Here is a 26,194-nt window from a genome sequence, read left to right on the forward strand (position 1 = left end):
CTCAGGCCGCCGCGCGCCTTTGCCACGGCCAGCGGAAGCCGGGGCCGGACTTGAGTACGCTTCGGCGGAAGAGGCCTGCCGAAATCTTCAGGATCAGCACTACCCACAGGGCCTGCCAGAGCAGTGCGACCGCGTGCGGCCAGAGCGCTGCCTGTTCGGCGGCGCGGCCGAACATCGAGAAGGGCGAGGACAAGGGGAAGACGGACGCGCCGAGGGCGACGGGACTGTCGGGATGGCCGACGCCCATGCTGGCGAAGCCGAACAGCAGCACCTGCGCCATGGTCACCGGCATCGACAGGGTCTGGACCTCGCGGACGGTCGAAGCCTGCGCGCCGATGCCGAGGAAGACGCCGCCGATCAGCAAATAGCTCATGGCGAAATAGACGGGCCCCAAAGCCAGGAACATCGGCCAGCCGACGGCCGGCTCCGGCAGGCTGCCGAGACCGTTGGGGGCCCAGATGGAAATGGCCGCGGCGCCGGCGATAACCCAGACGGCGATGCCGACCAGCGAGATGGCGAGCATGGCGAACAATTTGCCAAGGAAGATGGCGTCGACCGGAACGGCGGCGGACAGAATCTCGATCACCTTGTTCGATTTCTCCTCGATCAGCTGCGACAGCACCATGCCGGCCAGCAGCAGCGTCAGGAAGAAGAGCAGGAACTGCCCCGCTCGCGCTGTCAGTGCTCGCGCGGCCTGCAGCGTCCCGGACGACTGGTTGAGGATTTTCACGCCCAAGGCGACGTTCGGGACATGCTCCGCGATGGGCCTTCGGGTGTCGTCGAGCATCCACTGCAGCTGGCGGATGGTCCGCCCGTCGGCATTCACGGCGCCGGAGAAGAACGGCTTTTCAAGACCGCCTTCGAGGACGCCGAGGACAGGCGGGTCTTCCTGCTTCAGCAAGCGGTCTCGCTGGGCGCCGAGATTTGCTTCGGGCCTCGCCTGGACGAGGATGATCAGGTCTTCTTCGCTCATCGCCATGGCCAGACGCCCTCGCGCTTGCGCGATTCGGGCAAAGTCCGTGTCGTTGGCGATCACCTCCACCACCGGCTTCCTGGCGTCTTCGTCGATCTTGGCCCCGATGCCGCCCAAGCCGCCGCCCAGCAGCGCCGGGAACAACGGGCCGATCAGGAATAGCAGGAAGGTCTTGCTGAACACCGTCGCGGTGAAGTCGCGGCGGGCGATGACGAAGGCCGACTGGATGATTTGCTTCAGCTTCATGCGGCCACCGCCTGGTTCTGGGCGTCGCCCATTTCACGGGCCGCCGCCTCGCCGGCGATGGCGACGAAGGCATCGTGCAGGCCTGGCCGCTCGATGCTCAGGGTCTCGATACCCGCGCCGCCTTCAATCAGCGCCTTGAGCAGCGGCTCGGGGCCGCCGGACGGAAGCTCGAACACCCATTCCTTGCCGACGCGGCGCGCATCCGCCGGGATCGCGGAGCGCCACGGGCCATCCTCGGCGCGGGTGCGCAAATGGACGATCTGCCGAAGCCGGTTGCGGGCCTCGTCGACGCCGCCTTCGAATGCGACCTTGCCGCGCGCGATGATAGCGATGCGCTCGCACAGCCGCTCGGCATGGGCGATGACGTGGGTGGAAAAGAGGATGGTCGTGCCCTCCGACGTTTGCCGCCGGATCAGCGCCTCAAGCTTTTCCTGGTTGATGGCGTCGAGGCCGGAGAAGGGCTCGTCGAGCACGATCAGCTTTGGCTTGTGGACGATGGTGCCGAGCAGCTGGACCGTCTGCGCCATGCCCTTGCTCAGGGTGCGGATCGGCTTCTTCGCCCAGTCGCCAAGGCCATGGCTCGCCAGCAATTCCGCGCCGCGCGCCCTGCCTTCGCGGACCGGAAGGCCGCGCAGCGCACCCATGAAGGCGATGGCTTCGAGGCAGCTCATGGCGGGATAGAGGCCGCGCTCCTCGGGCAAATAGCCGACCACGTGCGCGGCCTCTAGCGGCCGGTCGTAGCCGAGCAGGCTCCGCTCGCCGGTCGAAGGGTCGATGATGCCGAGCAGCATCCGCAAGGTCGTCGTCTTGCCGGCGCCATTGGGGCCGAGGATGCCGTAAATCGAGCCGGCCGGGACGGCCAGGCTGACGCCGTCCACCGCCTTGGTGTCCCCGAAAAATTTCACGAGATCGCGGGCCTCGACGGCCAAAATACTGGCGTTCATGGCCACTGTGCTAAGCCGCCATCCTTAAATGACAATGACCATCGAGCAGGAGATCCGCGAAAAAGCGGCCGAATTGGGCTTTATTGCCTGCGGTTTCGCACGCGCTGACTCTGCGCCCCAAGCCGGCGGCGAGCTGATGGACTGGCTCGGTGACGGCCGGCACGGCGAGATGGGCTGGATGGAGGAGAGGGCGGCGCAGCGCTCATCGCCGCAGGGCCTGTGGCCGGATGCGCGGTCGGTGATTGCGCTGGCGATGAGCTATGCGCCCGCGGTCGATCCGCTGACGCTGGCGGAGCATCCCGAACGCGCCCGCATCTCGGCCTACGCCCAGGGCGGCGACTATCACAAGACGGTGAAGAAGGGGCTGAAGGCGCTTGGGCGCTGGATGCACGACCGGTTCGGCGGCGAGCTCAAGGTCTTTGTCGATACGGCGCCGGTGATGGAAAAGCCCTTGGCAGCGGCCGCGGGCATCGGCTGGCAGGGCAAGCACACCAATTTATTGAGCCGCGAGCATGGCAATTGGCTGTTCCTCGGCATTATCTACACCAGCCTGGAGCTTCAGCCGGATGAGCCGATGGAAGCCGGGACGCATTGCGGCAGTTGCTCGGCCTGCATCACGGCCTGTCCGACCGGCGCCATCACCGGCCCACACCGCATCGATGCGCGGCGGTGCATATCCTACCTCACCATCGAGCATCACGGGCCAATCCCGCATGAGTTTCGTGAGGCGATGGGCAATCGCATCTACGGCTGCGACGATTGCCTGGCCGCCTGCCCGTGGAACCGCTTCGCCGACAGTGCCGCCGCCAACCGCGCCTTCCTGCCGCGCGCCGAATTGACCGCACCCAGGCTCGAAGATTTGCTCGGGCTCGACGACGCCGGCTTCCGCGAAATGTTCTCCGGCTCGCCGATCAAGCGGATCGGCCGCAACCGCTTCGTCCGCAATTGCCTGATTGCCGCGGGCAACAGCGGGGATGAGTCCCTTGTCGACAAGGTCGCGCCGCTCGTGAGCGACGAGGATCCCGTGGTCGTCGACGCCGCCCAATGGGCTCTGGAACGCCTATCGTTGCAGAAGGTCGAGGCAGGTGTTGATCGAGATGTCGGCGCCTGAGGGCGCGCGGGTGTCGACATGGGCGACGCGGTCGCCGATGTGACCGCTTTCCGGATAGAGATAGGCGTCGAGCACGCAGCCGTTGTGCGCCCACTGCAGCTTGGTGCCCGGGCCTTCCTTCACCTGGAAGGTCGGCTGGCCGAAGCGCGAGACGAGGTCGTTCTCCGTGAAACCGATCATCGTCGTCCCGACCGGCGCTATGGGCCTGGTGACGACCGCCGGCGTCTGCACCTTAGGGGCGCAGGCGGCGAGGGCTGAAATACCAACGATGATGAACAGGCGACGCATGAGCAAGTCATGGCGGTTTTTCTACTGTCCGTCATCCCCGCGGAAGCGGGGACTCAGGAAAAGAAAATCTAGGTTCCCGCTTTCGCGGGAATGACGACTTGGGTAACGGGCCGCTCTCCGGATTCTTGCAGGAAGTTCAAATGACCGCTCCCCGCCTCGATGTGCTGTGCATCGGCAATGCCATCGTCGACGTCATCGCCGATGCCGACGACCGCTTCATCGAGGAGCAGGGTCTCACCAAGGGCATGATGCGCCTGATCGACGACCGCGAGGCGGAGCGGCTCTACGGAGTCATGGGGCCCGGGGTGGAGCAGTCGGGCGGATCGGCCGGCAACACCGCCGCCGGCCTCGCGGCGCTGGGCTGCAAGACCGGCTACATCGGCCAGGTCGCCGACGACCAGCTCGGCGCCATCTACCAACATGACGTCGAGAGCCTCGGCGTCGACTTCATCGTCCCGGCCCGGGCCGACGTCGGCGCCACCGCGCGCTGCCTGATCCTGGTGACGCCCGATGCCCAGCGGACGATGAATACATTCCTCGGCGCGGCGCAGATGCTGGACAAAGAGGACATCGACCCGGCCGAGGTCGCCGCCGCCGGCATCGTCTATCTCGAAGGCTATTTGTGGGACCCGCCGGTACCGCGCGCGGCGATGGAGAAGGCGATCGATGCCGCCCATGCCGCCGGCCGCAAGGTCGCCTTCACGCTTTCCGACACCTTCTGCGTCGACCGTCACCGCGACGGCTTCTGGCAACTGCTGAACGACGGCAAGGTCGACATCCTCTTCGGTAACGAAGCGGAGATCGCTTCGATGGCCGAGGAGAGCGATCTCGATGCCGCCATCGCCAAGGTCGCCGCCGCCGTGCCCATGCTGGTCGTCACCCGCTCCGAGAACGGCGCCACCGCCATCGCTGGCGGTGAGCGCGCCGATGTCCCGGCCGAACCGATCGAACGGCTGATCGATACGACGGGTGCCGGCGACCTGTTCGCCGCCGGCTTCCTCGCCGGCCAGGCATGGGGCAGGAACCTACATGATTCGCTGAAGCTCGGCGCTATCGCTGCCGCTGAAGTCATCCAGCATTACGGTGCGCGGCCCGAGGCTAATCTCAAGGAACTAGCCGGCGGCCTCCTCGCCTGACAGAAAGGGCGGCCCCGTCGCCGGGACCGCCCTCTCTTTTGCCCGACGACAGGAACTACGGTCGCATGACCGGCTTGCCGCTCTCGTCGCGCGGCTCGTCTTCAGGGAACAAGGCCGGTTCGCCGGTCGCGGCGACCTGGTGGCCCTTCGCCAGCTCGGAATTATGCATTCCGTAGACGAAGTAGAGGGCGACCGCTCCGACGATGTACCAGCCGAAGAAGATCAGCACCTTCGTTTCGACGGTAAAGATCAGCGCGAAGCAGCTGACGATGCCGAGCACCGGGAGCACCGGATAGAGCGGCACCTTATAGCCACGCGGAATCTCCGGATGCGTGCGACGGAGCCAGATCACCGTCAGGCAGACGATGCCGAAGGCCGCCAGCGTTCCGACCGAGGTCGCGTCGCCAAGGAAGTTGATGTCGAAGAAACCGCCGGCAATGGCGACGAGGATTCCGACGACGAGCGTGTTGATCCACGGCGTCCGGAACTTGGGGTGCACGGTCGAGAAGACCTTCGGCAACAGGCCGTCGCGGGCCATGGTGTAGAAGATCCGGGTCTGGCCATACATCAGCACAAGGATGACCGAGGTGAGGCCAACGATCGCGCCAACTTTGATCGTTTTTGCAAACCAACCCCACTGCGGCCCGAAGGCGTCGACCGCGACCGCGACCGGATCGGGCACGTTGAGCTTGGTATAAGGTACGATCATCGTCAGCACGATCGACACCAGAATGTAGATGACCGTGCAGATGACCAAAGATCCGATGATGCCGAACGGCATGTCCTTGGCGGGGTTCTTTGCCTCCTGCCCGGCCGTCGAAACCGCTTCGAAGCCGATGTAGGCGAAGAAGACGATCGATGCAGCGCGCAGGATTCCGCTCCAGCCGAACTCACCCTTCGCCCCTGTGGGCGGCGGAATGAACGGATCCCAGTTGGGCAAATAGGTGGGCAGATTCTTGAGCAGGATGAAGCCGCCGACAAGAATGAAGGCGGTCAGGACCGTCACCTTGATGGCGACGATCGCATTGTTGAACTTGGCCGATTCCGACACGCCGACGACCAGCAGGATCGCCAAAGCCGCGCAGACCAGGAAGGCGGGCAGGTTGAAGACGGTCGTGATGACGGTCCCGTCGGCCAATTCCTTGGGATGGCCCATCGGACCGGTCAGCGTTGCCGGGATATTGACGCCAATATCGGCGAGCAGGCTTACCATATAGCCCGACCAGCCAACCGAGACGACCGAAGCCGCCAGGCCATATTCGAGCAACAGCAGCGCACCCATGATCCAGGCGGCAAATTCGCCGATGGTGGTGTAGCTGTACGTATAGGCTGACCCGGAGACGGGCAGGGTTGAAGCCAGTTCGGCATAGCAAAGGCCGGCGAAGGCGCAGACGATGCCGGCGATCACGTAAGAGATGAGCACGGCCGGACCCGCGTGAAGCGCGGCTGCATTTCCCGTGCGAACGAAAATACCGGCGCCGATGATGCAGCCGATGCCGAGGAAGACGAGGTTCCAGGGGCCGAGCGAGCGCTTGAGCTCGCTTGTCTGGGTCTCATGCTGAATTTGAGCAACGCTCTTGCGCAGCATGATGCGCCCGAGGAGCCCCCGTGGAGCGGCAGTGGCCATGTGTACCAACCCTCTACTGAAAAGTGCCGATTGTTTCGATCGCGGAGCCTAGCGGCTGAAACCGTGAGGGCAATTCAAAAAATCGCGACAGAAACGCTCAGCGCGCCAACATGGGCCCCAGCGGCTGCCCGCCGAAGATGTGGATGTGGAGGTGCGGCACTTCCTGGCCGGCGCGCTTGCCGACGTTCGACAGGACCCGGTAGCCCTGAGCATCGGCGCCCACCATCTTTGCGACCTCGCCGACCGCCCTTGTCAGCGCCGCAATCTCGACGTCGCTGGCCGTTTCAGAGAAGTCGTCCCAGCTGACATAAGGTCCCTTGGGGATCACCAGGACATGGACCGGTGCCAAGGGGTTGATGTCGTGGAAGGCGAGGACATGCTCGTTCTCCATGACTTTCTTGCAGGGTAAATCGCCTTTCAAAATCTTCGCGAAGATGTTCCCATCGTCATAAGGCTGCTTGGAATCGATCGGCATGTCTGTCTCCGCTTGACCGGCTTGCGCGGCTCGCTACCACGAAATCGATGACCGACGACACGCCTGAAAGCCTGATTCCGTACGATGAGATCGTCCAGGAGGCGCTGCGCCAGGTGGTGGGCCGCGTTCTGCGCGAGGTCGAGGAGACTGGCGGGCTGCCCGGCGGCCATCATTTTTACATCACTTTCCAGACCCGCATGCCCGGGGTCAGCATTCCCAAGCATCTCGCCGAGCGCTTCCCCGACGAGATGACGATCGTCATCCAGCACCGCTTCTGGGATTTGAAGGTCGAGGACGACTGGTTCTCGGTCGGCCTGAGCTTCGGCGGCGTGCCGACGACCGTGTCCGTGCCATTCGAGGCCGTTACCGAATTCGTCGATCCGGCAGTGGACTTCAGCCTGAAGTTCCAGGCCAATGCGCCGGAGCCGCCGGAAGATCATGACGACGCGGACAATGACGTCCCGGCCGCACCGTCGGCGACGAGCGAAGACGGCTCCAACGTCGTCAACGTGGATTTCACCCGCAAAAAGTAGCTGGTGACGCGTCACCCCGGGCTTGGTGATGCAAGCCAGCAATGTTTGGGGAACATTGCGCTTGCATCACGGTCTGCCTTCCTTAAGCCGCCAACAAGAAAAGGCGGATGCCGGATCAGGTCCGGCATGACGAAGGAAGAACAATGGCCACCAACACCCGTACCGAGACCGACAGTTTCGGCCCGATCGAAGTCCCCGGCGACAGCTATTGGGGCGCGCAGACCGAGCGCTCGATCGGCAATTTCCCCTTCGGCCCGCGCGAGCAGATGCCGCTGGAGATCGTCCACGCGCTCGGCTTCGTGAAGCAGGCCGCGGCCAGGGTGAATGCGCGGCTGGGCCTGCTCGATCCGGAAATCGCCGAAGCCATCCAGCAGGCAGCCGGCGAAGTGTCGCGGGGCGACCTCGACAGCCAGTTTCCGCTCGTCATCTGGCAGACCGGCTCGGGTACGCAGTCGAACATGAATGCCAATGAGGTGATCGCCGGACGCGCCAACGAGAAGCTGACCGGCAATCGTGGCGGCAAGTCGCCGGTTCACCCCAACGACCATGTGAACAAGGGCCAGTCGTCGAACGACAGCTTTCCGACGGCCATGCATATCGCCGCCGCCATTGGCGTCGTGCGTACGCTGATCCCGGCGCTGAAGCGCATGCACGAGCGACTGGCCGACCAGGCGCTGCGTTGGGATTCGATCGTCAAGATCGGGCGTACGCATTTGCAGGATGCGACTCCGCTGACGCTTGGCCAGGAATTCTCCGGCTACGCGGCGCAGATGGCCGACAATATCGAGCGGGTCGAAAGCGTCCTGCCGCGAGTCCTCAAGCTGGCGCAGGGGGGGACGGCGGTCGGCACAGGCCTCAACGCGCCCAAGGGCTTTGCCGAGGAGTTCGCCAAGGAAGTTGCCAACCTTACCCAGCTTCCCTTCACCTCGGCGCCGAACAAGTTCGCCGAGCTCGCCGCGCATGACTCGCTGGTCGAGCTGTCGGGCGTGCTCAACACGATTGCCGTCTCGGTTTCGAAGATCGCCAACGATATCCGCCTGCTCGGCTCCGGCCCGCGTTGCGGGCTTGGCGAGCTGAAGCTGCCGGAGAACGAGCCGGGCAGCTCGATCATGCCGGGCAAGGTCAACCCGACCCAGTGCGAGATGCTGACGATGGTCGCCGCCCAGGTGATGGGCAATCACGTTGCCGTGACCGTCGGCGGCCTGCAAGGCCACATGGAGCTCAACGTCTTCAAGCCGCTGATCGGTGCCAATGTCGTCCGTTCAATCAACCTGCTCAGCACCGGCATGGTGAGCTTCACCGAGCGTACCCTTGATGGCCTGGAGGCGGACGAGCAGAGGATCGGCGAGCTGATGGGCCGGTCGCTGATGCTGGTGACGGCGCTGGCGCCGGAGATCGGCTACGACAATGCGGCGGCCATCGCCAAGCATGCGCACAAGAAGGGAATGACCCTGAAAGAGGCCGGGCTCGACCTCGGCCTGGTCGATGAGGAAACCTTCGACCGTGTGGTGAAACCCGAGAAGATGCTCGGCCGCTGATTTCCTGCTAGAGTGACGTTGAACGGCAGGGGACCTGTTGATGCGCCGCTTTCTTGCCAAGACAGTCGTCTTACTGCCAGCGCTCGTGCTCGCCGGTTGCGGCGGTTCGGGTGCGCGGGTGCAATCGGCATCGGTGACCCCGGCCGTCATCGCCTCGCCGGTCATGATCAGCGCCGCGGCTTACGTCGCCACGGCCTCCTCGATCGACCTTTATGAAATGCAGTCGGCGCAGCTGGCGCTCCAGCGCACGCAGGATCCTGCGACCCGGGCACTGGCCGAGACATTGTTGAGCGCGCATCGGGGAACGAGCGCGCAATTGTCTTACGCCGGCCGCCGCCTCAACCTGCTGCCTTCGGCCTCCCTTGATGCCGAGCATCTCTCGATGCTGAATGCGCTCCAGGCGACGAGCGACTTCGACAATACCTATCGCGCCCAGCAGGCCATCGTCCTCCAGGAAGGCCTGAAGCTGCATGAGGGTTATGCAAAGTCCGGCGACAGCCCGACTCTGAGGCCGATTGCCGCGAATGCGGAGAATGTGATGCGGGCCAATCTGCAGGCTTTGAGGGGATCGCGATGAAGCGCCTGGTGGTTGCGTTTGCGGCGTTAGGAACGACGGGAATGGCACTTGCGTCCTCGCCCTTTCTGATGGGGGTCTGGGGTGGTCAGCATGCCGGCATCGCCTTCCAGGGCGGCCTGGCGGAAGTAAAGTTCGATTGCGCCGCGGGCAGCATCGACGAACCCGTCTATCCCGCCAAGGACGGCACATTCACGGCGCGCGGGACTTTCAGGGCAGGGGCGACGGGGCCGGTCAAGGTCGGCCAAATCTTCCGCAGCCAGCCGGCGACCTATTCGGGGACGGTCAAGAAGCACGTCATGACCTTGTCCATCGAACTGGAGGACGGAACCACCACCGGCCCGTTCACACTCAACGAAAGCGCGCCGTCGCAGCTGACCCGCTGCCTCTAGATTCGGGTCAGAGCTTCCAGCTGAAGCGGGCGCCGATATTGTCGATTCCTGGATTTTGATCACTGAAGATCTGAGCGTGGCTCATGTGGATCCAGCTGGCTTCGATGCTCATTCGGTCGCTGAACCGATAGCCGATGCCAAGCTCCGGCTCGAACAGAACCCGGCTCCCAAATGCGATTTTGTCGTCACCGGGCCGGGTGAAGTCGCGCGACGAGCCGGTATGAACGGCGAGCCCGAGGCCTGGCCGGACGAAGACCTTGGTCCCGAATTTGAAGGCCAAACCCGCAGCCGCATAATGGGTCTTGCCGGCACTGTTGGCGGCGACAAAGACGTAGGGCTGCGGGCCCTTCGGGCTCATCAGCGGGTCCCAGCGATAGCCCGCCTGCAGGTCGACGCCGCCCTCGATCCCGCTCTTGTCGAGCGGCGTGTTGATGTCATGGACATAGAGTCCTCCGAAAACTTCGCCGGCGGTTGCGGGCGATGCAACGACAAGGGCGATCACGGAAAGAGGGATAAGGCGAAACACGGGACTGGCCTCCATTACGGATGCAATGGCCACCAATGCTTGGGAGAGAAAATCGTGCCGGTCAGCCGGCCTGCCAGTTGCGGATGAAGTCCGTCGGGAAGAGGAACATCCAGATATTCAGCGTCAAATTGTCGCGGACGGCAATCAGGGCCGCGACTTCGAGTGTCACGACAAGCATGGCCGAAGCCCACAACGGAAGTTTCCGGGCGAACCAGAAGCCAAGCATCATCATGCCTATGTCGCTCAGCGTATTGACGATGCTGTCGCCGGTGTAGCCAACGGCAATTGTCGCTTCGCGATAGCGAGTGATCGCCCAATTGCTGTTTTCCACCAGTTCCCAGGCGGCTTCGATGACGGTGGCGATCAGGAAACGCAGCTCGATCGGCAAGCGCCGGAATGCGAGCCACAACAACCCATAAAAGAGCAGTCCGTGGATGACATGACTGGGGCTGTACCAGTCGGCCAGCATTTGGCTGGTCCTTGGGCTGTCGCCCTCGTTCACCCAAAGCGAGATCGAGCCGCAAGTGCAGATCGGCGGACGGCCCATCATGTAAAGGATAACCACGGCGGCGGCGACGATGGCCGCGGCCCAAAAGAACGTTCTATTGCGCGTCACAACGCTGAGCTTGGCGGGGCGAAGGCGAGTGCGCAACCTTCGGCTTGGATCGTCGGTTTAAGCGCCTATGTCGAGCGTACCCGATGAGTGCCCAATCCCGCCCGCGCTGAATGGCGTGCCCGGACGCCAGCGTCGCCTAGACTGGCGCCGTGTCGTCGGGCCGGGGCTAATTACGGGTGCCTCGGACGACGATCCGAGCGGCATCGCGACTTACAGCCAGACCGGCGCCCAGTTCGGTTTCGCCCTTTCGTGGACCATGATCCTGACGTTTCCGCTGATGTGCGCGGTGCAGATGATCAGCGCCCGGATCGGCAGGGTGACCGGGAGAGGCCTCGCCGGCAACATCGTCCGTTTCTACCCCGCGTGGATAGCCAATTCGCTGGTCGCGCTGCTGCTGATCGCCAACACGATCAACATCGGCGCCGACCTTGGCGCGATGGCCGATGCCGGCAAGCTCGTCACCGGTTTGCCATCGCAAGTCTTCCTGCTGATCTTCGCCGGATTCTGCGCCGCCGCCGAAGTCTTCATGCGCTATAAGGCCTATGCGCGCGTGCTCAAATGGCTGACGCTGGCGCTCCTCAGCTACATCGTCACTTTGTTCATGGTCGACATTCCCTGGTTGGAAGCTGGCCGGGGCCTGGTCTTCCCGCATGTCGAGTGGAGCCCGGAAACGCTGATGATGATCGTCGCCATCTTCGGCACGACCATCAGCCCATACCTCTTTTTCTGGCAGGCCAGCCAGGAGGCCGAGGAGGTCGAAGACGACGATGAGGTCCAGCCGCTGAAATGCGATCCTGCCGAGGGACGCGTCGAGCTGAAGCGCATCGGCATCGACACGATGATCGGCATGCTGGCGTCCAACCTGGTTGCGCTGGCCATCGTCTTCACCTGCGCGGCAACGCTCAACGCCCACGACATCCTCAACATCCGGACCTCGGCGGACGCGGCTTCGGCGCTCAAGCCGTTCGCCGGCGACTATGCCTCGATCGTATTCGCCGTCGGCATCGTCGGAACCGGTCTGCTCGCGGTGCCCGTGCTGGCCGGCTCGGCAGCTTATGCGCTGGGCGAGGCCCGGCACTGGCCGGTCGGCCTCGATCGCAGGCCGAAGCGGGCCAAGGCGTTTTACGGCACCATCGTGCTCGCGACCGCCATCGGGGCGCTGATGAACTTCACCCCCATCGACCCGATCCGCGCTTTGGTGGTCGCCGCGATCATCAACGGCATCGTCTCGGTGCCGGTCATGGCGGTGATGATGCTGGTATCCACCCGTAAGTCAGTAATGAGCGTATTCACGGTCGGCGGCGCCTTGCTCTGGCTCGGTTGGCTGGCAACGGCGGTCATGGCGCTGGCGGTCGGGGCGATGATCTACACCATGATCTGACCCTAGGGGTTCCCGCCCTTTCGCAAGCGGCGCGAGGTTGTTAGAGGGCGCACGCGCCCCCAACCAGCGACACCAAGGAAAATCGATGATCCCGACCGGCCAGGACAGTCTCAATACCCGCTCGACCCTGGAGGCTGGAGGCAAGAAATACGCTTATTATTCGCTGCAGAAGGCTTCAGAAGCTCTCGGCGACGTCTCGCGCCTGCCCTTCTCGATGAAGGTGCTTCTGGAGAACCTGCTCCGTTTCGAAGACGGCGTGACGGTCACGCGCGATGACCTCCAGGCGATGGTCGACTGGTTGAAGGACCGGCAGATCAACCGGGAGATCCAGTACCGCCCGGCGCGCGTGCTGATGCAGGATTTCACCGGCGTACCTTGCGTCGTCGACCTGGCCGCCATGCGTGACGCCATCACCGCGCTCGGTGGCGACGCGGCCAAGATCAACCCGCAGGTCCCCGTCCACCTTGTCATCGACCATTCGGTCATGGTCGACGAGTTCGGCACACCCCAGGCGTTCGAGGACAATGTCGCACTCGAATATCAGCGTAATTCGGAGCGCTATGAGTTTCTGAAGTGGGGCAGCACGGCGTTCGATAACTTCCAGGTCGTGCCGCCAGGCACCGGCATCTGCCACCAGGTGAACCTCGAGCATATCGCTCAGGCCGTCTGGACCTCGCAGGACCAGAGCGGCGAGGAAGTCGCTTACCCGGACACGCTCGTCGGCACCGACAGCCACACGACGATGGTCAACGGCCTTGGTGTCCTTGGCTGGGGCGTCGGCGGGATCGAAGCCGAGGCTGCCATGCTCGGCCAGCCCATCTCCATGCTCATTCCGGAAGTCGTCGGCTTCCGCCTGACCGGTGCGCTCGGCGAGGGGATTACCGCCACCGACCTGGTGCTGACCGTTACCCAGATGCTGCGCGCCAAGGGCGTCGTCGGCCGCTTCGTCGAGTTTTACGGCCCGGGCCTCGATGCGCTCAGTCTCGCCGACCGTGCGACGATTGCCAACATGGCGCCGGAATATGGCGCGACCTGCGGCTTCTTCCCAATCGATGAGCGGACGCTCGACTATTTGCGCCTCACCGGCCGCGACGATGCTCGCATCGATCTGGTGAAGGCTTACGCGCAGGCGCAGGGCATGTGGCGCGACGGCAGCGGGGCAGAGCCGCTATTCACCGACACGCTCGACCTCGACATGGCGACGGTGCAGCCGTCGCTCGCCGGCCCGCGCCGGCCCCAGGACAAGGTTCTGCTGGGGGATGTCGACGACCGCTTCAACGATGAATTGGAAGCGACATACAAGAAGGGCAACGACCCGCGCGTGCCGGTCGAGGGCGAGGACTTCGACCTCGGCAATGGCGATGTCGTCATCGCCGCGATCACCAGCTGCACCAACACCTCCAATCCGTCGGTGCTGGTCGCTGCCGGACTGGTGGCGCGCAAGGCGCGGGCGCTGGGGCTGGACAGCAAGCCATGGGTCAAGACATCGCTCGCGCCCGGCAGCCAGGTGGTCACCGACTATCTCGACCGCGCCGGTCTCAGCGAGGACCTGAACGCCATCGGCTTCGACCTCGTCGGCTATGGCTGCACGACCTGCATCGGCAATAGCGGCCCGCTCGCGGAGCCGATCTCGAAGGCCGTCAACGACAAGGACCTCGTCGTTTGTTCGGTCCTGTCCGGCAACCGCAATTTCGAGGGCCGGGTCTCGCCGGACTGCCGCGCCAATTATCTCGCTTCACCGCCGCTGGTCGTCGCTTATGCGTTGAAGGGCACCGTCCGCACTGACATGAGCGACGAGCCGATCGGCATTGCCCGCAATGGCGAGAAGGTGTTCCTGAAGGATATCTGGCCGACCAACGAAGAGGTGCGGTCGCTCATCGATGCGCACGTCAATTCCGACATGTTCCGCGCCCGCTATGCCGACGTCTATCGTGGCGACGACCGCTGGCGCGCCATCGAGGTGACGAAGAGCGACACCTATAGCTGGCCGTCGGGATCGACCTACATCGCCAACCCGCCTTATTTCGACGGCATGACCATGACTCCGGCCCCGTTGACGGACGTCAAGAATGCGCGGGCACTGGCGGTGTTCGGCGATTCCATCACCACCGACCACATTTCACCGGCAGGCTCGATCAAGCTCGACAGCCCGGCGGGCAAATATTTGACCGAGAAGGGTGTGCCGCGGCTGGAGTTCAACAGCTACGGCGCGCGCCGCGGCAATCATGACGTGATGATGCGCGGCACCTTCGCCAATATCCGCATCCGGAACCGGATGCTGAAGGACGTCGAAGGCGGATTCACCAGCTATGCCGCGCCAAATAGCTCGGGTGGCGGAGAGACGCTGCCGATTTACGACGCCGCCATGCGTTACAAGGCGGACGGCACCCAACTCGTCGTCATCGCCGGCAAGGAATATGGCACCGGCTCGTCGCGCGACTGGGCGGCCAAGGGTACGATGCTGCTCGGTGTCCGCGCCGTCATTGCCGAGAGCTTCGAGCGCATCCATCGCTCGAACCTTGTCGGCATGGGCGTGCTGCCGCTGCAGTTCCAGGACGGCGAGGGCGCCAACACGCTCGGCATTGATGGCACGGAGACTTTCTCGATTGCGAATGTCGCCGGCATCCAGCCGCGCCAGGACGTTGACGTGATCGTCACCGGCAAGGACGGCAGCAGCCGGATGATCAGGGCGCGTTGCCGCATCGATACCTATAACGAGCTGGAATATTTCCACGCTGGCGGCATCCTGCCCTACGTACTTCGGAAGCTTGCCGCCTGAGCGCGATCGACCTTGCGGTTGAGGCTGCCGGATGGGCCGGCGCGGTCCTGATCCTGCTTGCCTATTTGCTGCTGTCGGCGGGCAAGTTCAGCGGCAATTCGCTGATCTACCAGGCGATGAACGTGGTCGGCGCCGCCGGCTTCGTCGTCAACGGCTGGTGGCACGGCGCCGTCCCGTCGGCGACCCTGAACGTCTTGTGGATGATGATCGGGTTGTTCGCATCGGTCCGCATCTTCAATCGTCGGAGAAAACCTGTCCAATGAGCCGGCTCGTCGATCTCAGCCATCGCATTACCGAGGGCATGACCACCTACAAGGGCCTGCCCGGCCCGCACATTTGCGATTTCTGGTCGCGCGAACAGTCGGCGGCCAATTACGACGACGGCTCGACCTTCCAGATCGGCCGGATCGACATGGTCGCCAACACCGGCACCTATCTCGACGCTCCCTTCCACCGCTGGGAGGAGGGCGCGGACCTGGCCGGGCTCGAGCTTGACCAATTGGCCGCGCTGCCCGGTTTGGTCGTCCGCCAGCCTTGGGAGAACGGCCTGTCAGTCGGTGTCGACAAGTTCGAAGGCCTCGAGGTCGGCGGCAAGGCCGTGCTCGTTCATACAGGCTGGGATCGACACTGGGGTAGCGACGCCTATTTCAGCGATCATCCCTTTTTGACCGCGGAAGCCGCCGAGTGGCTCGTCGATCATGGCGCGGCCCTGGTCGGCATCGACAGTCACAATATCGACGACATCCGCGTAAGAGCCCGGCCCGTCCACACGATCCTGCTGCGCGCCGGAGTCCCGATCTGCGAGCATATGACCGGCCTCGGCGCGCTGCCTGACGATGGCTTCGCCTTCACCGCGGCGCCGCCAAAGATCGAAGGCATGGGCACATTCCCGGTCCGCGCCTTCGCTCTGCTCAGCTAAAAGCGGGCTTCGCCCATTCCGGGAGGATGGCGTTGTCCGGCATGTCGCCTATGCGGGCGTGGACGACTGCAAGGCCAAGTTCGGGATAGGCAATTCGCACCCGATCGCCGCCGTCGCCTTCAACCACAACCAAGCGCCGATTGACCTTGCTCCGCCAGTTCATTCGGGCGGTGTTCTCCTGGCCGACGAAACAGCCCTTGGTGAAGCTGACGCCGTTTAGCTCGGCAGCATTGCATTCCAGCCAGAGTAGGTCGCCAAGCTCTGCTCGGCCTTCGCAGACGCCCAGACGTAGCCGGTGCTCCAGCCAGCCCTGGGCGGCCGCCGTCGCGGGGCCGAGCCATCGGCGGCCCAGGTCTGGAAGGCGCGGGTCGATTGCCCCTTGCTCACCCTCCCTCGACCAATGCGCGGCAAGACTGTCATCCCGCTCAATCCGGATCGGCCGCCTGAGGCGATAGATGCTGAGCCGCTTGATGAGATCGTCCGCCGCTTCCGCCTCGCAGTCGAGGACCAGGTCGTCGCCAACGTCCCAGACCATGAAATCGAACAGGCATTTGCCCTGTGGCGTCAGGAGCCCAGCCCAGACCGGCAGCGCCCCGCCAACCTCCTGCGTGACGAGGCCGTTCAGGAATCCGCGAACGTCCTCGCCAGACAGTCGGACGATGGCGCGGTCGGTGAGGGTGGTCGCAGACATGACCTTCAGTTAGGGAGCGGGGCGTGACCTTGCAAAGCCTGACCATCCGCCGGCCCGACGACTGGCATGTGCATTTGCGCGACGGCGAGATGCTGGAGCGTGTCGCGCGGCATACGTCCAAGCAATTCGCGCGGGCGATCATCATGCCGAATCTGGTGCCGCCCGTGACCAGCGTGGACGCCGCCTCCGCCTATCGCGACCGGATTAGGGCTGCGTCGGGCGAGGGCTTCGAGCCGCTGATCACGGCCTATCTCACCGACGAGGCCGATCCGGCAGAGCTCGCTCGCGGGTTCGAGGAAAAAATCTGGGTAGCCGCCAAACTCTATCCGGCCGGCGCCACCACCAACAGCGCAAGCGGCGTGACGAATATCCGCAACATCTATCCGGCGCTCGAAAAGATGCAGGCGATCGGCATGGTGCTCTGCGTCCACGGCGAAGTGACCGATCCCGAGATCGACGTCTTCGACCGCGAGGGCGTGTTCATCGACCGCGTGCTCGAGCCCTTGGTCGACGACTTTCCCGACCTCAAGATCGTCTTCGAGCATATCACCACGGCCGAGGCGGCCGACTTCGTGCGCGATGCGCCGGCGACCGTGGCTGCGACCATCACGCCGCAGCACCTTCACATCAATCGCAACGCTTTGTTCGCAGGGGGGCTCAGGCCCCACGCTTATTGCCTGCCTGTCGCCAAGCGCGAGCACCACCGGCTCGCCGTGCGCGCCGCCGCGGTTTCCGGCTCGGCCAAGTTCTTCCTCGGTACCGACAGCGCGCCGCATGCGCGCTCGGCCAAGGAATCGGCCTGCGGCTGCGCCGGAATCTTCAACGCCCCCTATGCGATGGAAAGCTATGCGGCGGTTTTCGAGGAAGAGGATGCTTTGGACCGGCTGGAGGGATTTGCGTCAGAGCATGGCCCCAATTTCTACGGCGTGCCGCTCAATGAGGATCGCGTGACTCTGGAGCGGGTCGACCAGATCGTGCCCGAGGAGGTCGGCGGCCTCGTTCCGTTCCATGCCGGGGAAACCTTGAAGTGGCGGTTCGCGGGCGGTTGATGCCCGCGCAACCCTTCGCTACATGCGCGGCTCGCTGCTCGCGCCAGCCCTCCTAAACGAGGACCGGCGCGCTTCGCATCCGGAGACGTGGGTGAGTGGCTGAAACCAGCGGTTTGCTAAACCGCCGTACGGGGGATTCCCGTACCGAGGGTTCGAATCCCTCCGTCTCCGCCAGGTCTATCTCAGAATCCGTGCCCAGAGCATCGGACTCGGCACCCCAAAAATGCTCCGCGAACAGGCATTATACGAGGCATTATACTCGGACGCCTGATAGTCACCCGATCGAATAGGCTCCGGTTGGTTTGCCTAAACTAGTTCCGAGAGGCCGAATTCTAAGCCGATTCGCGGCTAATCGTGCTTGTTCCGGCGGTTGTCGGTAGGAAATATCGACCTAAAATGCCACTAAGTCTTTGAACCGTGCACGATTTCAACTTTTTAATCTGGAACATTTAAACCTTTTGGATCTCACGAGTTCTGGCTTTATATGCCTGCGGTCTTTTTCCAGAGTGCCGCAATTGAAGACCGAACCGATCCATATTCGCCCCGGCCTGAGCCTCTACAAGCAGCCCATTACATCGAAGGGCGGTAGCCCTTACTGGTATGCCCGCGTCCGGATGAAGATCGAGGGCCGCAACCTTCATGCGAAGTCGACCAGCACGACCGATGAGGCGGCGGCAAGGCGCTTCGCTGAGGCGTTCTACACGGAGTGCTTCGTTGCGGCGAAGTTCGGTCATCTGGGCGGACCATGCTCTTCGACTGACCACCGGCGACGTTTTGATGTCGTTGCCGATGAGTGGCTGACCCAGAAGGAGCTTCTCGCTGGTAAGGATAAGCGAAGGCTGCGCGGATGGGACGATGCACGAAAGCTGATCGTTGCCCCCAATGGCCTCGGCGCCTTCTTCAAGCGCAAGGACATCGCCAACATCACCACCGACGACGTTCGGCAGTACCTTTGCTTCGCCGCCGCCGGCAGCAAGCAGGGTCAGTTGGCAACGACGACGCAGCGCAACCATCTTTCGACCCTTAACGCGATCCTGAAGTTCGGTGCCGAACGGAGGCTTATTGAGGCCGCGCCTCCCATGCCGAGGCTGCGTTTGAAGGATAACCCCCGACCTTACTTCAACGACATCGAGATTCGCGAGCTCTGCCTATGTGCAGGCTTCTTAAAGCGGGGTGCTGCGGCGAAAGGCGACGAACGCTTGGCTGCGCAATGGACCGAGGTGGAAGATTTCGTCACCTTCATGCTGGCCACCTTCCTGCGTGCCGGCGAGTGGAAGGAGCTCAGGCAGAAGCACTGCTACCCTGTCGACGGGGCTAACCCGTACCTTGAGGTCTCAGTGCCAAACGGGAAGACCCATCCTCGCCGCGTCGTGTCGATGCCCGAGGCGCTGCCGGTCTGGGGCCGGATTATTGCGCGCAATGGCGATGACCCCGAGCGGCTACTTTTTCTGCAACAGTATCAAAACCGGGAAACCGCGAAGGAGCATATGGACGACCTCTTCAAGGCGCTGCTCCGTGAGGCCGACCTTGAGTTCGATAGCTTTGGCAACAAGCGGACCCTGTACAGCCTTCGCCATACGGCCCTGATGAACCGTCTTATCCACGGCCAGAACATCGACATCTTCATGTTGGCGAAGAACGCTGGGACCAGTGTGGATCAACTGGAGCGCTTTTACCTCAGCCATGCAGACCCGGCGATGAAGGTCGCAAACCTGCACAGCTCGAAGCCTCAGCCGGTTTTCCAATTCATCGAGCCCCCGGAGGACCCGCGTGGTTCTATTCAGATTGAAGCGTCACTCAGCGAGCCACACTCTGACCCGACTGTTAGCTGAGCTATCGGATGCCGAGGTTTCGTTACTGCTGACCGGCGACTGCTGGGATTTACGGGATGACTGCGTTTGCCGGTCCTTCGGGCGGTTCGCGTTGCAGGTGCGCGGAGTGGTCGATGTCCATGGGCACTTCACAGCACAAGGCCACGCTGCCCGAGACTGCCTGATCATCGATTAAAACTTTTAATCGTTAATGGCGGCTTTCGACCCAAAGCTGCCACTGGCCAGACACGCAGCTGAGTACAGAAGGTGTAAAATGTACTGGCGCCCAAGAGGGGCCCAGCGGCGGTTCAAAACGGCTACCGCAGAGCGCGAGTCTGCCCGCCCTCAGACTCAGTCAGCGAGCGAGGCGATCGACACGTTCGTGCCGCGCAAGCTTGCCCCCTCCGAGCAACTGGTGATCCGGTCACTGAACAACCTCATGGCCACCGGACAATTGATCTGAACATCGCGTCAGCGTTGAGGGCGCGCTGATAGTTCTCCTCGCACTCAGGGCAGGCCAATTCTGCTCTCCGACTTTCGGCCTGTCACATTCGCGGCTGCAAACCGGGCTGCATCCAACCTCTCAACCGATTGCATCGATCGACATCTCGTCTAGTTTGTCCATCAACTGCCGGTACGGATAAGGGCCATGGCTAACTCGCGCCACGCCCGCGTTGACCCAAGTCTGTTTGTCGGGCGACCCTGCAAGAGCGATGAGATTCAGTGGAAGAGGTACTTCCTTGATCACCCGCTCAACATGCCGAGGATCTCCCATGCGGGGGACAAAAAAGCCGCTTGCGCCAGCGTCTGCGAAGGCCTTGCCGCGCTCAATGACCTCATCGACGAGCGCTTCATTATGATCTTGTGTCTGGAGGAAGAGGTCCGTGCGTGCATTGATAAAAAAATCTTCGCCGACTGCCCTGCGAATCGCCTTAATTCGCCGTGCCTGGCATTTCAGGGGATGGATGCCCATTCCACCGATGACTTGATCTTCAAAGTTGCAGCCAACAGCCCCCGCTTCCTTCAGGCGAAGTGTGTTTTCCGCGCCAACCTCTTGGTCCTCCGAATAAGCGCCTTCGAAGTCGACGGAGAGAGGAAGGCTATTAGAGTCTGCGATCCGCTTAGCGTTCTCAATCACGAATTCGATCGGCGCATTTTGCCCGTCCTGCCAACCATGAGCTTCGGCAACTGCCTGACTGCTAGTCGCTAGAGCTTTTGCTCCACTTTTGGTGACCGAGATCGCACTTCCAACGTCCCACACATTGTAAAGCACAACTGGGTCGCCGGGGACATGTAGCTCGGCGAAGAGCTCATACTTTGACACCGCAGATTCCTCTCGGAAAGTTCGTCGGCCGGCTAATAGGGTCACCGTGAATTTCGTAAGGCGGAATACGTCCCGTAATTCACGACCAAGAAGGGAACGAGATAAGTCAGTCCGAGCTTCCAGATTACTGGCCATTGACCAGCAAGGATCTCAGGGCCCTGGTTGATTCCGTTTACGATGGTACCGACGATAGTAGCGGCCACGCCAGCACGACGCACGGACGACCAGCTGAGTATTGTCAGTACGGCCTCCCGCCGACCTGCCATAATCACCAAGGCTCCGCGGCCAAGAGCAATATTTCGATATGCTTGCGGAGTTTGGCAACTTCCTTGCGAAGTGCCTCGAGTTCGATGGCTACCGCGCCAGATGTTTCTTCCGCTGCCGTTCGTCGCTCGGCTTTTGGGCGGGAACAATCGCACATAATTATTTCCTTTCGGGGTGACACTGCCAATGAGCACATTGGTCCGATTCTTGGGCTCAACGCGGTACTTGCAGGGCCAAAGGAAACTCGGGGTTCATCAGCGACCCGCCGCCATCAACGACTATGCTCTGCCCGGTAACAAAGGCAGCTTCGTCGCTGCAAAGAAGAGCGCAAAGGTTAGCCACGTCAGATGGTAGACAATTTCGCTTCATCGGGTTCCATCCGACGCGACCCCATTCGTTCATCGCGTCCTGAACCTGTTGAGGTGTCTGGCCGAAGAGTGTGGATTTATCGCCCCATGCGCCCGGACTGACCGCATTCACGGTGATGCCGTCTCGCGCCATTGCCACCGCCAAGTAACGGCACATGCTCTCTAGTGCGGCTTTCGCTGAACCCATCCCGATCCAAGGTTGCCAACCTCCGGTCTCAGCGCCTGCTCGATAAGACAAGGCAATGATCCTGCCGCCGTCTCGCATGTATTTTGCGGCCGTGGGGGCAGCGATGAAGAATGCTCGGGCCTGGCTATCGAACGCCAACTGCCATTTGGACAGCGGGACCTCCGTCGAAAGCGCGTGCTCGTAAATTTTCTCGAACGTTGGGACAGCACTCTGAACGAAAATATCGCAGCCTCCGAGTTCCTCTGCCGCCTGCTCGACCACTGATCGAGCCTGCTTTGCATCCGACGTGTCGGCTTGGAGGAGGACGCCCGAGCTGCCCGCTTGGGTTACCAACGCCAACGTCTTTTCGGCTTCGTCTCGACGAGAGTGGTAATGAATGCCAATCCGCTTAACGCCCTCGCGTGCAAGCTTGGTCGCAATCGCGCGCCCAATACCTCGCGAGCTCCCCATGACTAGCGCCGTACTTAGCTTGATCTTCATTTTGGGACTCCGGTGCAATCAAATTGCCCAGAATAAGTACTGCTCAATGCGACGTGCGTGCGGTACGGAATCCTTACCCGCATAGCGCCGACCTTGCGAGTGCAGCGTCCCTAAGCGACGAACTCGTTCTTCCAATTGCGCAGAGCTTCGAAGCCCTGTGTTCGAGTTCGTGGAATGATGCCACGGTGATACCGCAGAGAGTCGAGCACTTCGCGTTCCATCACTCGGAGAAAGGGATTGGTTTCCAGCTCTAACGCAATTGTTGATGGAACGGTTGGAAGGTTCCGACTGCGCTTTTTTTCGACGTCGACCATTCGCTTGGCCAATGCTTTGTTTCCCGGCTCAACAGCCATTGCGAACTTTAAATTATTCAGCGTGTACTCATGCGCGCAGTAGACGCTGGTATGGTCCGGAAGGGCGCCCAGTCGATCGAGCGAGCGAATCATGTTTTCCATAGAGCCGCCGAACACTTTGCCGCAGCCGCCCGCAAACAAGGTGTCGCCGCAAAACAGCCATCCCCGTCGTTGCTCGACAAAGGCAAGATGACCAAGCGTATGCCCAGGGACGGCTAGGACAGTAAATTCCAGGCCCACCGACTCCAATGTGATGGTGTCGCCCTCGCCAACCACATGCGTGACGCAGTCTAGTGGCACGGTGCCCGGTTTTGGGAAGGGCGGATGCGTCATCCGGTCATGGTCATTCAGGAATGGGCCGATGACGGGTACGGGCGTGCGCTCCAGCAACCCTGGAACGCCAAGATTGTGATCATAGTGCAGGTGCGTGAGCAAGATGGCGCCAAGCTCGAGGCCTTTGCTATCGAGAGCCTTTATTACAGGCGCAAACGTACCCGGATCGACGACGACAGCCCGCTCGCCATCGTGCATCATCCAGATATAATTATCCTTGAATGCGGCAATCGGTTCGATTTGGATGCGGTCCACGGTCAGGCACCCAGCAGCTGAAAAGCAAAGATCATCTGGGCAATAAATCCGCCAACGAACGCCACTGTTCGGACACCCGGTACGCCCAGCACATAGGCTGCGGCATGTGCGACGCGCGACCATAGATACAAGCTCGCCGCGGCGACCGTTTCCGGTGAGTGGATGTCCAGTATCTGAGCGGTGAGTACCAGGGCTGTGAAGACAGCCAGGTTCTCAACCGCATTTTTGTGCGCCAAAAGGAGGCGCTGCGCCCAAGCAGAAAGCTTCGCCGGCTCATCGGGATAACCGAATGTCGCGGCGATTCCGCCGACGAGAAGTCTGTTAAACACATATGGCACCCACAAGAGCGCAGTGAAGGCGCTGACCCAGATAAGGGCCTCAAGTTCCGGTTTCATCGCATGGTCCTTTTCGGTCAGGCTCAGCTGGGAAGTTGCGAGCTGGGAACAGTGTCTTTCCAAGCAGGGATTTCATGAAGGCGCGCCCACCACGCCTGGAGATTGGGCAACCCTTTGACCGGGAACTGGCCGCGCTCGAGGTATGTCGCTGAACCAGCAACCACAAAATCGGCGAGAGTTACATGATTGCCAGCTAAGAAGGGCCTGTCGGCAAGCTGGTCATTGAGCAATTTGGCAAGTGGGCGGAATCGTTCTTCGCCCTCCAAAATCCGCTCCGCGTCCGGCTGGCCAATCTGCATCATGGGCTTTCGGACGTTCTCATGCGTCAGTATCTCGGTCGCCTGTGCCCACGAAGAGGCATCCCAGAACAACCACCGGGCGATGTCGGCCCGCGTTCGCGCATCATTGGGGTAAAATGCCGAGGCCCCCTGCCGCTCGCACAAGAACTGACAAATGGCGTTCGACTCCCAAAGGACAAAACCATCGTCGTCGACCAAGGCTGGCAGCCTTCCCATCGGATTGATGGAAAGGAAATCGGATAGCCGCTGCTCACCTTTGGCAAGATTGACGAGCTGCATGTCTACGTCGGCAATACCCAGGTGCGAGATTACGGCGCTTACTTTCCGAACATTCGGAGAAGGTGGAAACGAATAGAGTTTCATGATGAGTTTTCCTCTTTCAAGCGTCGTCCATTGCGGCGAGGATCAAAGGCTCTCCGCCGGTGCTGATAGCTGCCGCATGGGCCAATGCTTGCTGGCCCCCTTTGGACATCGCACAGGCCAACAACGCCTCCATGGTCGGGAAGCAAACGTCTGAGATCAGGTGGTAGTCGGGCAGTCCTGGCCCGATCGTCCGCTTGGTGGTTACCTCTGTAGCGCCAATGAGCATGGGACCGGCAAGCGGCAAATGCTCTTCATGATACACTCGCTCAAACTCGGGGCGATCGCTCGGCCGTGGGTAAAGAATTAGCAGATGTGCCGCCATGTGACGGATCCTCTCGATCACTTGATTGCGAGAAGATCCTAAACCGCTTGGAGGAATTGAGGGGGTACGGAATCCTGACCGATTACGGTCAACTCAGAGTCAGGACGCTGCGGTCGCGGTTCGCGAACCCCGAACGTTCTCATTGGCAACCTTCGTTGCGGGCTCAACCTGTGCAAAAAAGTAAAGGTCGAACCAGGTCGGGAAGGCTCGGATCATTGGTCGAGGAGCCTCAATTTGCAGGCCAATCCGTTGCGCTTCGAGAAAACTTAGGTCCCCACGCCACCAGGCGACGAGCGCCTCAAGCGGACCACGTACACAAAGCGGTTCAGGAAAGCCCAGGTTCTGTTGGCAAATCGAGGCTTCCGTCTTCTTGAGCAGCATGAAACGGGGACGATGACCGCGAATTTCGAAGCGTATTACGATCGGGTCTTTTGGTAGCGCGTCGAAACGTACGCGACGTTCCATATCGACTAAGACTGCTTGGAGATCGATGTCTTCCTTAGCGGGCTCGCGAGCCAGCCATCTCTGTCCCCATTTTCCGAGCACGGTCACGAGTGCGGCCAGCTCCTGTCCCGCTGCCGTGAGCACATATTCCGGGCCATGTGCCCCATCGATGCGCGTGACTGCACCGGCAAATGTGAGCTCTTTTAGGCGCTCCGAAAGCACGGTACGCGAAATACGCGGAATGCCCCGACGGATGTCGTTGAATCTTCGGTTGCCGAATAGAATTTCCCGCACAACGAGAAGGGTCCAGCGCCCTCCCAAGACCTCGTGCGCTCGGGCCATCGAACAGAACTGTCCGTATCCGTTCATGCGGTCATCATAACACAATGGACCTGCCGGGCTGGTACGGATTTCGGACTTGGCTTTGCAGTTCTGAAATTCGATTCTTCTTCCTCAGCGGCCCCCTCAACTGAGGGGCGGAAAGGAAGAGCTGTGTTTGATCATCGTTCGCCGGAAATGACGCTAAGGGGCGGAGCTGCCGCCTTGGTATTCACGGACCTGCACAACGATTTTTTCATGCCGGATGGCAAGGCTTACGGCCTCATCAAGGAGAGCCTTGAGCGCAACAATACCTTTGCCAATATCGAAGTATTGCTTCGCACCGCCAAGAGCGCGGGCATGAAAGTCTTTGTTTCACCGCACTATTATTATCCTCATGACCATAAGTGGGTCGCGCCAACCACCCCATTAGAAGACCTAGCGCATCAGATTGGTCTTCTGGACCGCGAAGGGCCACTCAGCCTCGAGAACCTCGAAGGTTCGGGCGCCGATTTCCCGGACCGGTACAAGCCATACCTTCTCGATAGGGAAACAATCATCACGAGCCCGCACAAGGCGTATGGTGCTTCGACCAATGACATGATTCTCCAGCTGCGACGCCACCGCATCGAGCAGATTATCCTCGCCGGGCCTGTGGGTAATCTCTGCGTCGAAGCGCACATGCGCGATTTCATCGAACACGGATTTGAGATCGCAATGGTCAGGGATGCGACGGGCGGAGCACGAAATGAGGAAGGCGACGGCTACGAGGCAGCCATGATCAATTGGCGCTTCCTTGCCCACGCCATGTGGACCACGGCCGAAGCCGTCAAACGGATCGAGGCGTGCGACGTGGCTTCGGCGCCGATCGCAGCCTGAC

At 61.8% G+C, this 26,194-nt stretch carries 28 protein-coding genes and 1 tRNA gene; 14 read left to right on the forward strand and 15 right to left on the reverse strand.

The genetic code is table 11. The features are described 5' to 3' along the window. Position 1 precedes the first annotated feature (1 nt). Both LZ536_RS09150 and LZ536_RS09155 read right to left on the reverse strand, forming a co-directional pair. Positions 2-1,219, reverse strand: coding sequence for an ABC transporter permease (locus tag LZ536_RS09150; RefSeq protein WP_249848326.1), 1,218 nt, complete (start codon positions 1,217-1,219; stop codon positions 2-4). Further along, positions 1,216-2,163: an ABC transporter ATP-binding protein gene (locus tag LZ536_RS09155; protein WP_249848328.1), complete on the reverse strand. Its 948-nt coding sequence runs from the start codon at positions 2,161-2,163 to the stop codon at positions 1,216-1,218. Before LZ536_RS09155 ends, LZ536_RS09150 begins: the two co-directional genes overlap by 4 nt. 28 nt (positions 2,164-2,191) lie before the next feature. Here LZ536_RS09155 and queG point away from each other — a divergent pair, with 28 nt between their 5' ends. Beyond that, the gene (gene queG / locus LZ536_RS09160) at positions 2,192-3,274 is read left to right on the forward strand and encodes a tRNA epoxyqueuosine(34) reductase QueG (protein ID WP_249848330.1); all 1,083 of its coding nucleotides are present in this window, start codon (positions 2,192-2,194) and stop codon (positions 3,272-3,274) included. Here the strand turns inward: queG and LZ536_RS09165 are convergent. Further along, the gene (locus LZ536_RS09165) at positions 3,224-3,562 is read right to left on the reverse strand and encodes a hypothetical protein (protein WP_249848332.1); all 339 of its coding nucleotides are present in this window, start codon (positions 3,560-3,562) and stop codon (positions 3,224-3,226) included. The two genes, queG and LZ536_RS09165, sit on opposite strands and share 51 nt — an antisense overlap. Positions 3,563-3,702: 140 nt before the next feature. On the opposite strand from LZ536_RS09165, the gene LZ536_RS09170 reads away from it, so the two are divergent. Next, positions 3,703-4,698, forward strand: coding sequence for an adenosine kinase (locus tag LZ536_RS09170; protein WP_249848333.1), 996 nt, complete (start codon positions 3,703-3,705; stop codon positions 4,696-4,698). 55 nt (positions 4,699-4,753) lie between these two features. Here LZ536_RS09170 and LZ536_RS09175 read toward each other — a convergent pair whose 3' ends face one another. Together LZ536_RS09175 and LZ536_RS09180 are read right to left on the reverse strand one after the other, a co-directional pair. Then, positions 4,754-6,325 (reverse strand): amino acid permease, encoded by a 1,572-nt coding sequence (locus LZ536_RS09175; RefSeq protein WP_249848335.1) that lies wholly within the window; start codon positions 6,323-6,325, stop codon positions 4,754-4,756. 97 nt (positions 6,326-6,422) lie between these two features. Next, positions 6,423-6,800, reverse strand: coding sequence for a histidine triad nucleotide-binding protein (locus LZ536_RS09180; RefSeq protein WP_249848336.1), 378 nt, complete (start codon positions 6,798-6,800; stop codon positions 6,423-6,425). 47 nt (positions 6,801-6,847) lie between these two features. Here LZ536_RS09180 and LZ536_RS09185 point away from each other — a divergent pair, with 47 nt between their 5' ends. The 4 genes from LZ536_RS09185 to LZ536_RS09200 all read left to right on the forward strand — a co-directional run bounded on the left by LZ536_RS09185 (position 6,848) and on the right by LZ536_RS09200 (position 9,837). Beyond that, positions 6,848-7,333, forward strand: coding sequence for an SspB family protein (locus LZ536_RS09185; protein WP_249848339.1), 486 nt, complete (start codon positions 6,848-6,850; stop codon positions 7,331-7,333). A 143-nt stretch (positions 7,334-7,476) separates the two neighbouring features. Beyond that, a complete protein-coding gene (gene fumC, locus LZ536_RS09190) occupies positions 7,477-8,871 on the forward strand; it encodes a class II fumarate hydratase (RefSeq protein ID WP_249848340.1) in 1,395 nt (464 codons plus the stop codon). A 40-nt stretch (positions 8,872-8,911) separates the two neighbouring features. Further along, complete coding sequence (locus LZ536_RS09195) at positions 8,912-9,448, forward strand: DUF4142 domain-containing protein (RefSeq protein ID WP_249848342.1); 537 nt, start codon at positions 8,912-8,914, stop codon at positions 9,446-9,448. Beyond that, positions 9,445-9,837 (forward strand): hypothetical protein, encoded by a 393-nt coding sequence (locus LZ536_RS09200; RefSeq protein WP_249848344.1) that lies wholly within the window; start codon positions 9,445-9,447, stop codon positions 9,835-9,837. The genes LZ536_RS09195 and LZ536_RS09200 overlap by 4 nt, the downstream gene beginning before the upstream one ends. Before the next feature lie 7 nt (positions 9,838-9,844). Here LZ536_RS09200 and LZ536_RS09205 read toward each other — a convergent pair whose 3' ends face one another. Beyond that, a complete protein-coding gene (locus LZ536_RS09205) occupies positions 9,845-10,363 on the reverse strand; it encodes an acyloxyacyl hydrolase (protein WP_249848346.1) in 519 nt (172 codons plus the stop codon). A 61-nt stretch (positions 10,364-10,424) separates the two neighbouring features. Beyond that, on the reverse strand, positions 10,425-10,979 hold the full coding sequence (locus LZ536_RS09210) for a DUF2585 family protein (protein WP_249848348.1): 555 nt from the start codon (positions 10,977-10,979) through the stop codon (positions 10,425-10,427). Positions 10,980-11,046: 67 nt separating this feature from the next. Between LZ536_RS09210 and LZ536_RS09215 the strand changes: the two genes are divergently transcribed. The 4 genes from LZ536_RS09215 to LZ536_RS09230 all read left to right on the forward strand — a co-directional run bounded on the left by LZ536_RS09215 (position 11,047) and on the right by LZ536_RS09230 (position 16,058). Next, complete coding sequence (locus tag LZ536_RS09215; RefSeq protein ID WP_249848350.1) at positions 11,047-12,360, forward strand: NRAMP family divalent metal transporter; 1,314 nt, start codon at positions 11,047-11,049, stop codon at positions 12,358-12,360. An 85-nt stretch (positions 12,361-12,445) separates the two neighbouring features. Further along, positions 12,446-15,139, forward strand: a complete 2,694-nt coding sequence (gene acnA, locus LZ536_RS09220; RefSeq protein ID WP_249848352.1) for an aconitate hydratase AcnA — start codon at positions 12,446-12,448, stop codon at positions 15,137-15,139. A 5-nt stretch (positions 15,140-15,144) separates the two neighbouring features. Next, positions 15,145-15,402, forward strand: coding sequence for a CBU_0592 family membrane protein (locus LZ536_RS09225; protein ID WP_249848601.1), 258 nt, complete (start codon positions 15,145-15,147; stop codon positions 15,400-15,402). Next, positions 15,399-16,058: a cyclase family protein gene (locus tag LZ536_RS09230; RefSeq protein WP_249848354.1), complete on the forward strand. Its 660-nt coding sequence runs from the start codon at positions 15,399-15,401 to the stop codon at positions 16,056-16,058. The genes LZ536_RS09225 and LZ536_RS09230 overlap by 4 nt, the downstream gene beginning before the upstream one ends. Here LZ536_RS09230 and ygfZ read toward each other — a convergent pair. Further along, positions 16,051-16,749, reverse strand: coding sequence for a CAF17-like 4Fe-4S cluster assembly/insertion protein YgfZ (gene ygfZ / locus LZ536_RS09235; RefSeq protein WP_249848356.1), 699 nt, complete (start codon positions 16,747-16,749; stop codon positions 16,051-16,053). The two genes, LZ536_RS09230 and ygfZ, sit on opposite strands and share 8 nt — an antisense overlap. A gap of 23 nt (positions 16,750-16,772) precedes the next feature. On the opposite strand from ygfZ, the gene pyrC reads away from it, so the two are divergent. From pyrC to LZ536_RS09250, 3 genes are all read left to right on the forward strand, one after another. Beyond that, positions 16,773-17,798 (forward strand): dihydroorotase, encoded by a 1,026-nt coding sequence (pyrC, locus tag LZ536_RS09240; protein ID WP_249848358.1) that lies wholly within the window; start codon positions 16,773-16,775, stop codon positions 17,796-17,798. An 81-nt stretch (positions 17,799-17,879) separates the two neighbouring features. Continuing rightward, positions 17,880-17,972: transfer RNA gene (locus tag LZ536_RS09245), tRNA-Ser, on the forward strand. Positions 17,973-18,313: 341 nt separating this feature from the next. Further along, positions 18,314-19,630, forward strand: a complete 1,317-nt coding sequence (locus LZ536_RS09250; RefSeq protein WP_249848359.1) for a tyrosine-type recombinase/integrase — start codon at positions 18,314-18,316, stop codon at positions 19,628-19,630. Positions 19,631-20,192: 562 nt separating this feature from the next. On the opposite strand, the gene LZ536_RS09255 is transcribed toward LZ536_RS09250, so the two are convergent. The 7 genes from LZ536_RS09255 to LZ536_RS09285 form a co-directional block, all read right to left on the reverse strand. Further along, positions 20,193-20,933: an isocitrate lyase/PEP mutase family protein gene (locus LZ536_RS09255; protein WP_249848360.1), complete on the reverse strand. Its 741-nt coding sequence runs from the start codon at positions 20,931-20,933 to the stop codon at positions 20,193-20,195. 477 nt (positions 20,934-21,410) lie between these two features. Beyond that, positions 21,411-22,232, reverse strand: a complete 822-nt coding sequence (locus tag LZ536_RS09260) for an SDR family oxidoreductase (protein WP_249848361.1) — start codon at positions 22,230-22,232, stop codon at positions 21,411-21,413. A gap of 110 nt (positions 22,233-22,342) precedes the next feature. Continuing rightward, complete coding sequence (gene gloB / locus LZ536_RS09265) at positions 22,343-23,173, reverse strand: hydroxyacylglutathione hydrolase (RefSeq protein ID WP_249848366.1); 831 nt, start codon at positions 23,171-23,173, stop codon at positions 22,343-22,345. A gap of 2 nt (positions 23,174-23,175) precedes the next feature. Beyond that, a complete protein-coding gene (locus LZ536_RS09270) occupies positions 23,176-23,568 on the reverse strand; it encodes an MAPEG family protein (protein ID WP_249848368.1) in 393 nt (130 codons plus the stop codon). Positions 23,569-23,591: 23 nt separating this feature from the next. Next, the gene (locus tag LZ536_RS09275) at positions 23,592-24,230 is read right to left on the reverse strand and encodes a glutathione S-transferase family protein (protein WP_249848370.1); all 639 of its coding nucleotides are present in this window, start codon (positions 24,228-24,230) and stop codon (positions 23,592-23,594) included. 16 nt (positions 24,231-24,246) lie between these two features. Continuing rightward, on the reverse strand, positions 24,247-24,552 hold the full coding sequence (locus LZ536_RS09280; RefSeq protein WP_249848371.1) for an EthD family reductase: 306 nt from the start codon (positions 24,550-24,552) through the stop codon (positions 24,247-24,249). Positions 24,553-24,651: 99 nt separating this feature from the next. Further along, positions 24,652-25,365: a winged helix-turn-helix transcriptional regulator gene (locus LZ536_RS09285; protein WP_249848373.1), complete on the reverse strand. Its 714-nt coding sequence runs from the start codon at positions 25,363-25,365 to the stop codon at positions 24,652-24,654. 123 nt (positions 25,366-25,488) lie between these two features. Here LZ536_RS09285 and LZ536_RS09290 point away from each other — a divergent pair, with 123 nt between their 5' ends. Further along, entirely contained in the window at positions 25,489-26,193 is a 705-nt protein-coding gene (locus LZ536_RS09290) for an isochorismatase family protein (protein ID WP_249848375.1), read from the forward strand. Position 26,194: the final 1 nt, after the last annotated feature.

It is taken from the genome of Sphingomonas alba, assembly GCF_023516555.1.
Lineage (GTDB): Bacteria > Pseudomonadota > Alphaproteobacteria > Sphingomonadales > Sphingomonadaceae > Sphingomicrobium > Sphingomicrobium album.

Coding starts and splice junctions, on each gene's coding strand:
- LZ536_RS09260 (WP_249848361.1), bottom strand. CDS start 22,232: ATGAAGATCAAGCTAAGTACGGCGCTAGTCATGGGGAGCTCGCGAGGT.
- fumC (WP_249848340.1), top strand. CDS start 7,477: ATGGCCACCAACACCCGTACCGAGACCGACAGTTTCGGCCCGATCGAA.
- LZ536_RS09230 (WP_249848354.1), top strand. CDS start 15,399: ATGAGCCGGCTCGTCGATCTCAGCCATCGCATTACCGAGGGCATGACC.
- LZ536_RS09155 (WP_249848328.1), bottom strand. CDS start 2,163: ATGAACGCCAGTATTTTGGCCGTCGAGGCCCGCGATCTCGTGAAATTT.
- LZ536_RS09215 (WP_249848350.1), top strand. CDS start 11,047: ATGTCGAGCGTACCCGATGAGTGCCCAATCCCGCCCGCGCTGAATGGC.
- LZ536_RS09185 (WP_249848339.1), top strand. CDS start 6,848: ATGACCGACGACACGCCTGAAAGCCTGATTCCGTACGATGAGATCGTC.
- LZ536_RS09280 (WP_249848371.1), bottom strand. CDS start 24,552: ATGGCGGCACATCTGCTAATTCTTTACCCACGGCCGAGCGATCGCCCC.
- ygfZ (WP_249848356.1), bottom strand. CDS start 16,749: ATGTCTGCGACCACCCTCACCGACCGCGCCATCGTCCGACTGTCTGGC.
- LZ536_RS09270 (WP_249848368.1), bottom strand. CDS start 23,568: ATGAAACCGGAACTTGAGGCCCTTATCTGGGTCAGCGCCTTCACTGCG.
- LZ536_RS09150 (WP_249848326.1), bottom strand. CDS start 1,219: ATGAAGCTGAAGCAAATCATCCAGTCGGCCTTCGTCATCGCCCGCCGC.
- LZ536_RS09200 (WP_249848344.1), top strand. CDS start 9,445: ATGAAGCGCCTGGTGGTTGCGTTTGCGGCGTTAGGAACGACGGGAATG.
- LZ536_RS09180 (WP_249848336.1), bottom strand. CDS start 6,800: ATGCCGATCGATTCCAAGCAGCCTTATGACGATGGGAACATCTTCGCG.
- queG (WP_249848330.1), top strand. CDS start 2,192: ATGACAATGACCATCGAGCAGGAGATCCGCGAAAAAGCGGCCGAATTG.
- LZ536_RS09170 (WP_249848333.1), top strand. CDS start 3,703: ATGACCGCTCCCCGCCTCGATGTGCTGTGCATCGGCAATGCCATCGTC.
- LZ536_RS09275 (WP_249848370.1), bottom strand. CDS start 24,230: ATGAAACTCTATTCGTTTCCACCTTCTCCGAATGTTCGGAAAGTAAGC.
- acnA (WP_249848352.1), top strand. CDS start 12,446: ATGATCCCGACCGGCCAGGACAGTCTCAATACCCGCTCGACCCTGGAG.
- LZ536_RS09165 (WP_249848332.1), bottom strand. CDS start 3,562: ATGCGTCGCCTGTTCATCATCGTTGGTATTTCAGCCCTCGCCGCCTGC.
- LZ536_RS09285 (WP_249848373.1), bottom strand. CDS start 25,365: ATGAACGGATACGGACAGTTCTGTTCGATGGCCCGAGCGCACGAGGTC.
- LZ536_RS09195 (WP_249848342.1), top strand. CDS start 8,912: ATGCGCCGCTTTCTTGCCAAGACAGTCGTCTTACTGCCAGCGCTCGTG.
- LZ536_RS09175 (WP_249848335.1), bottom strand. CDS start 6,325: ATGGCCACTGCCGCTCCACGGGGGCTCCTCGGGCGCATCATGCTGCGC.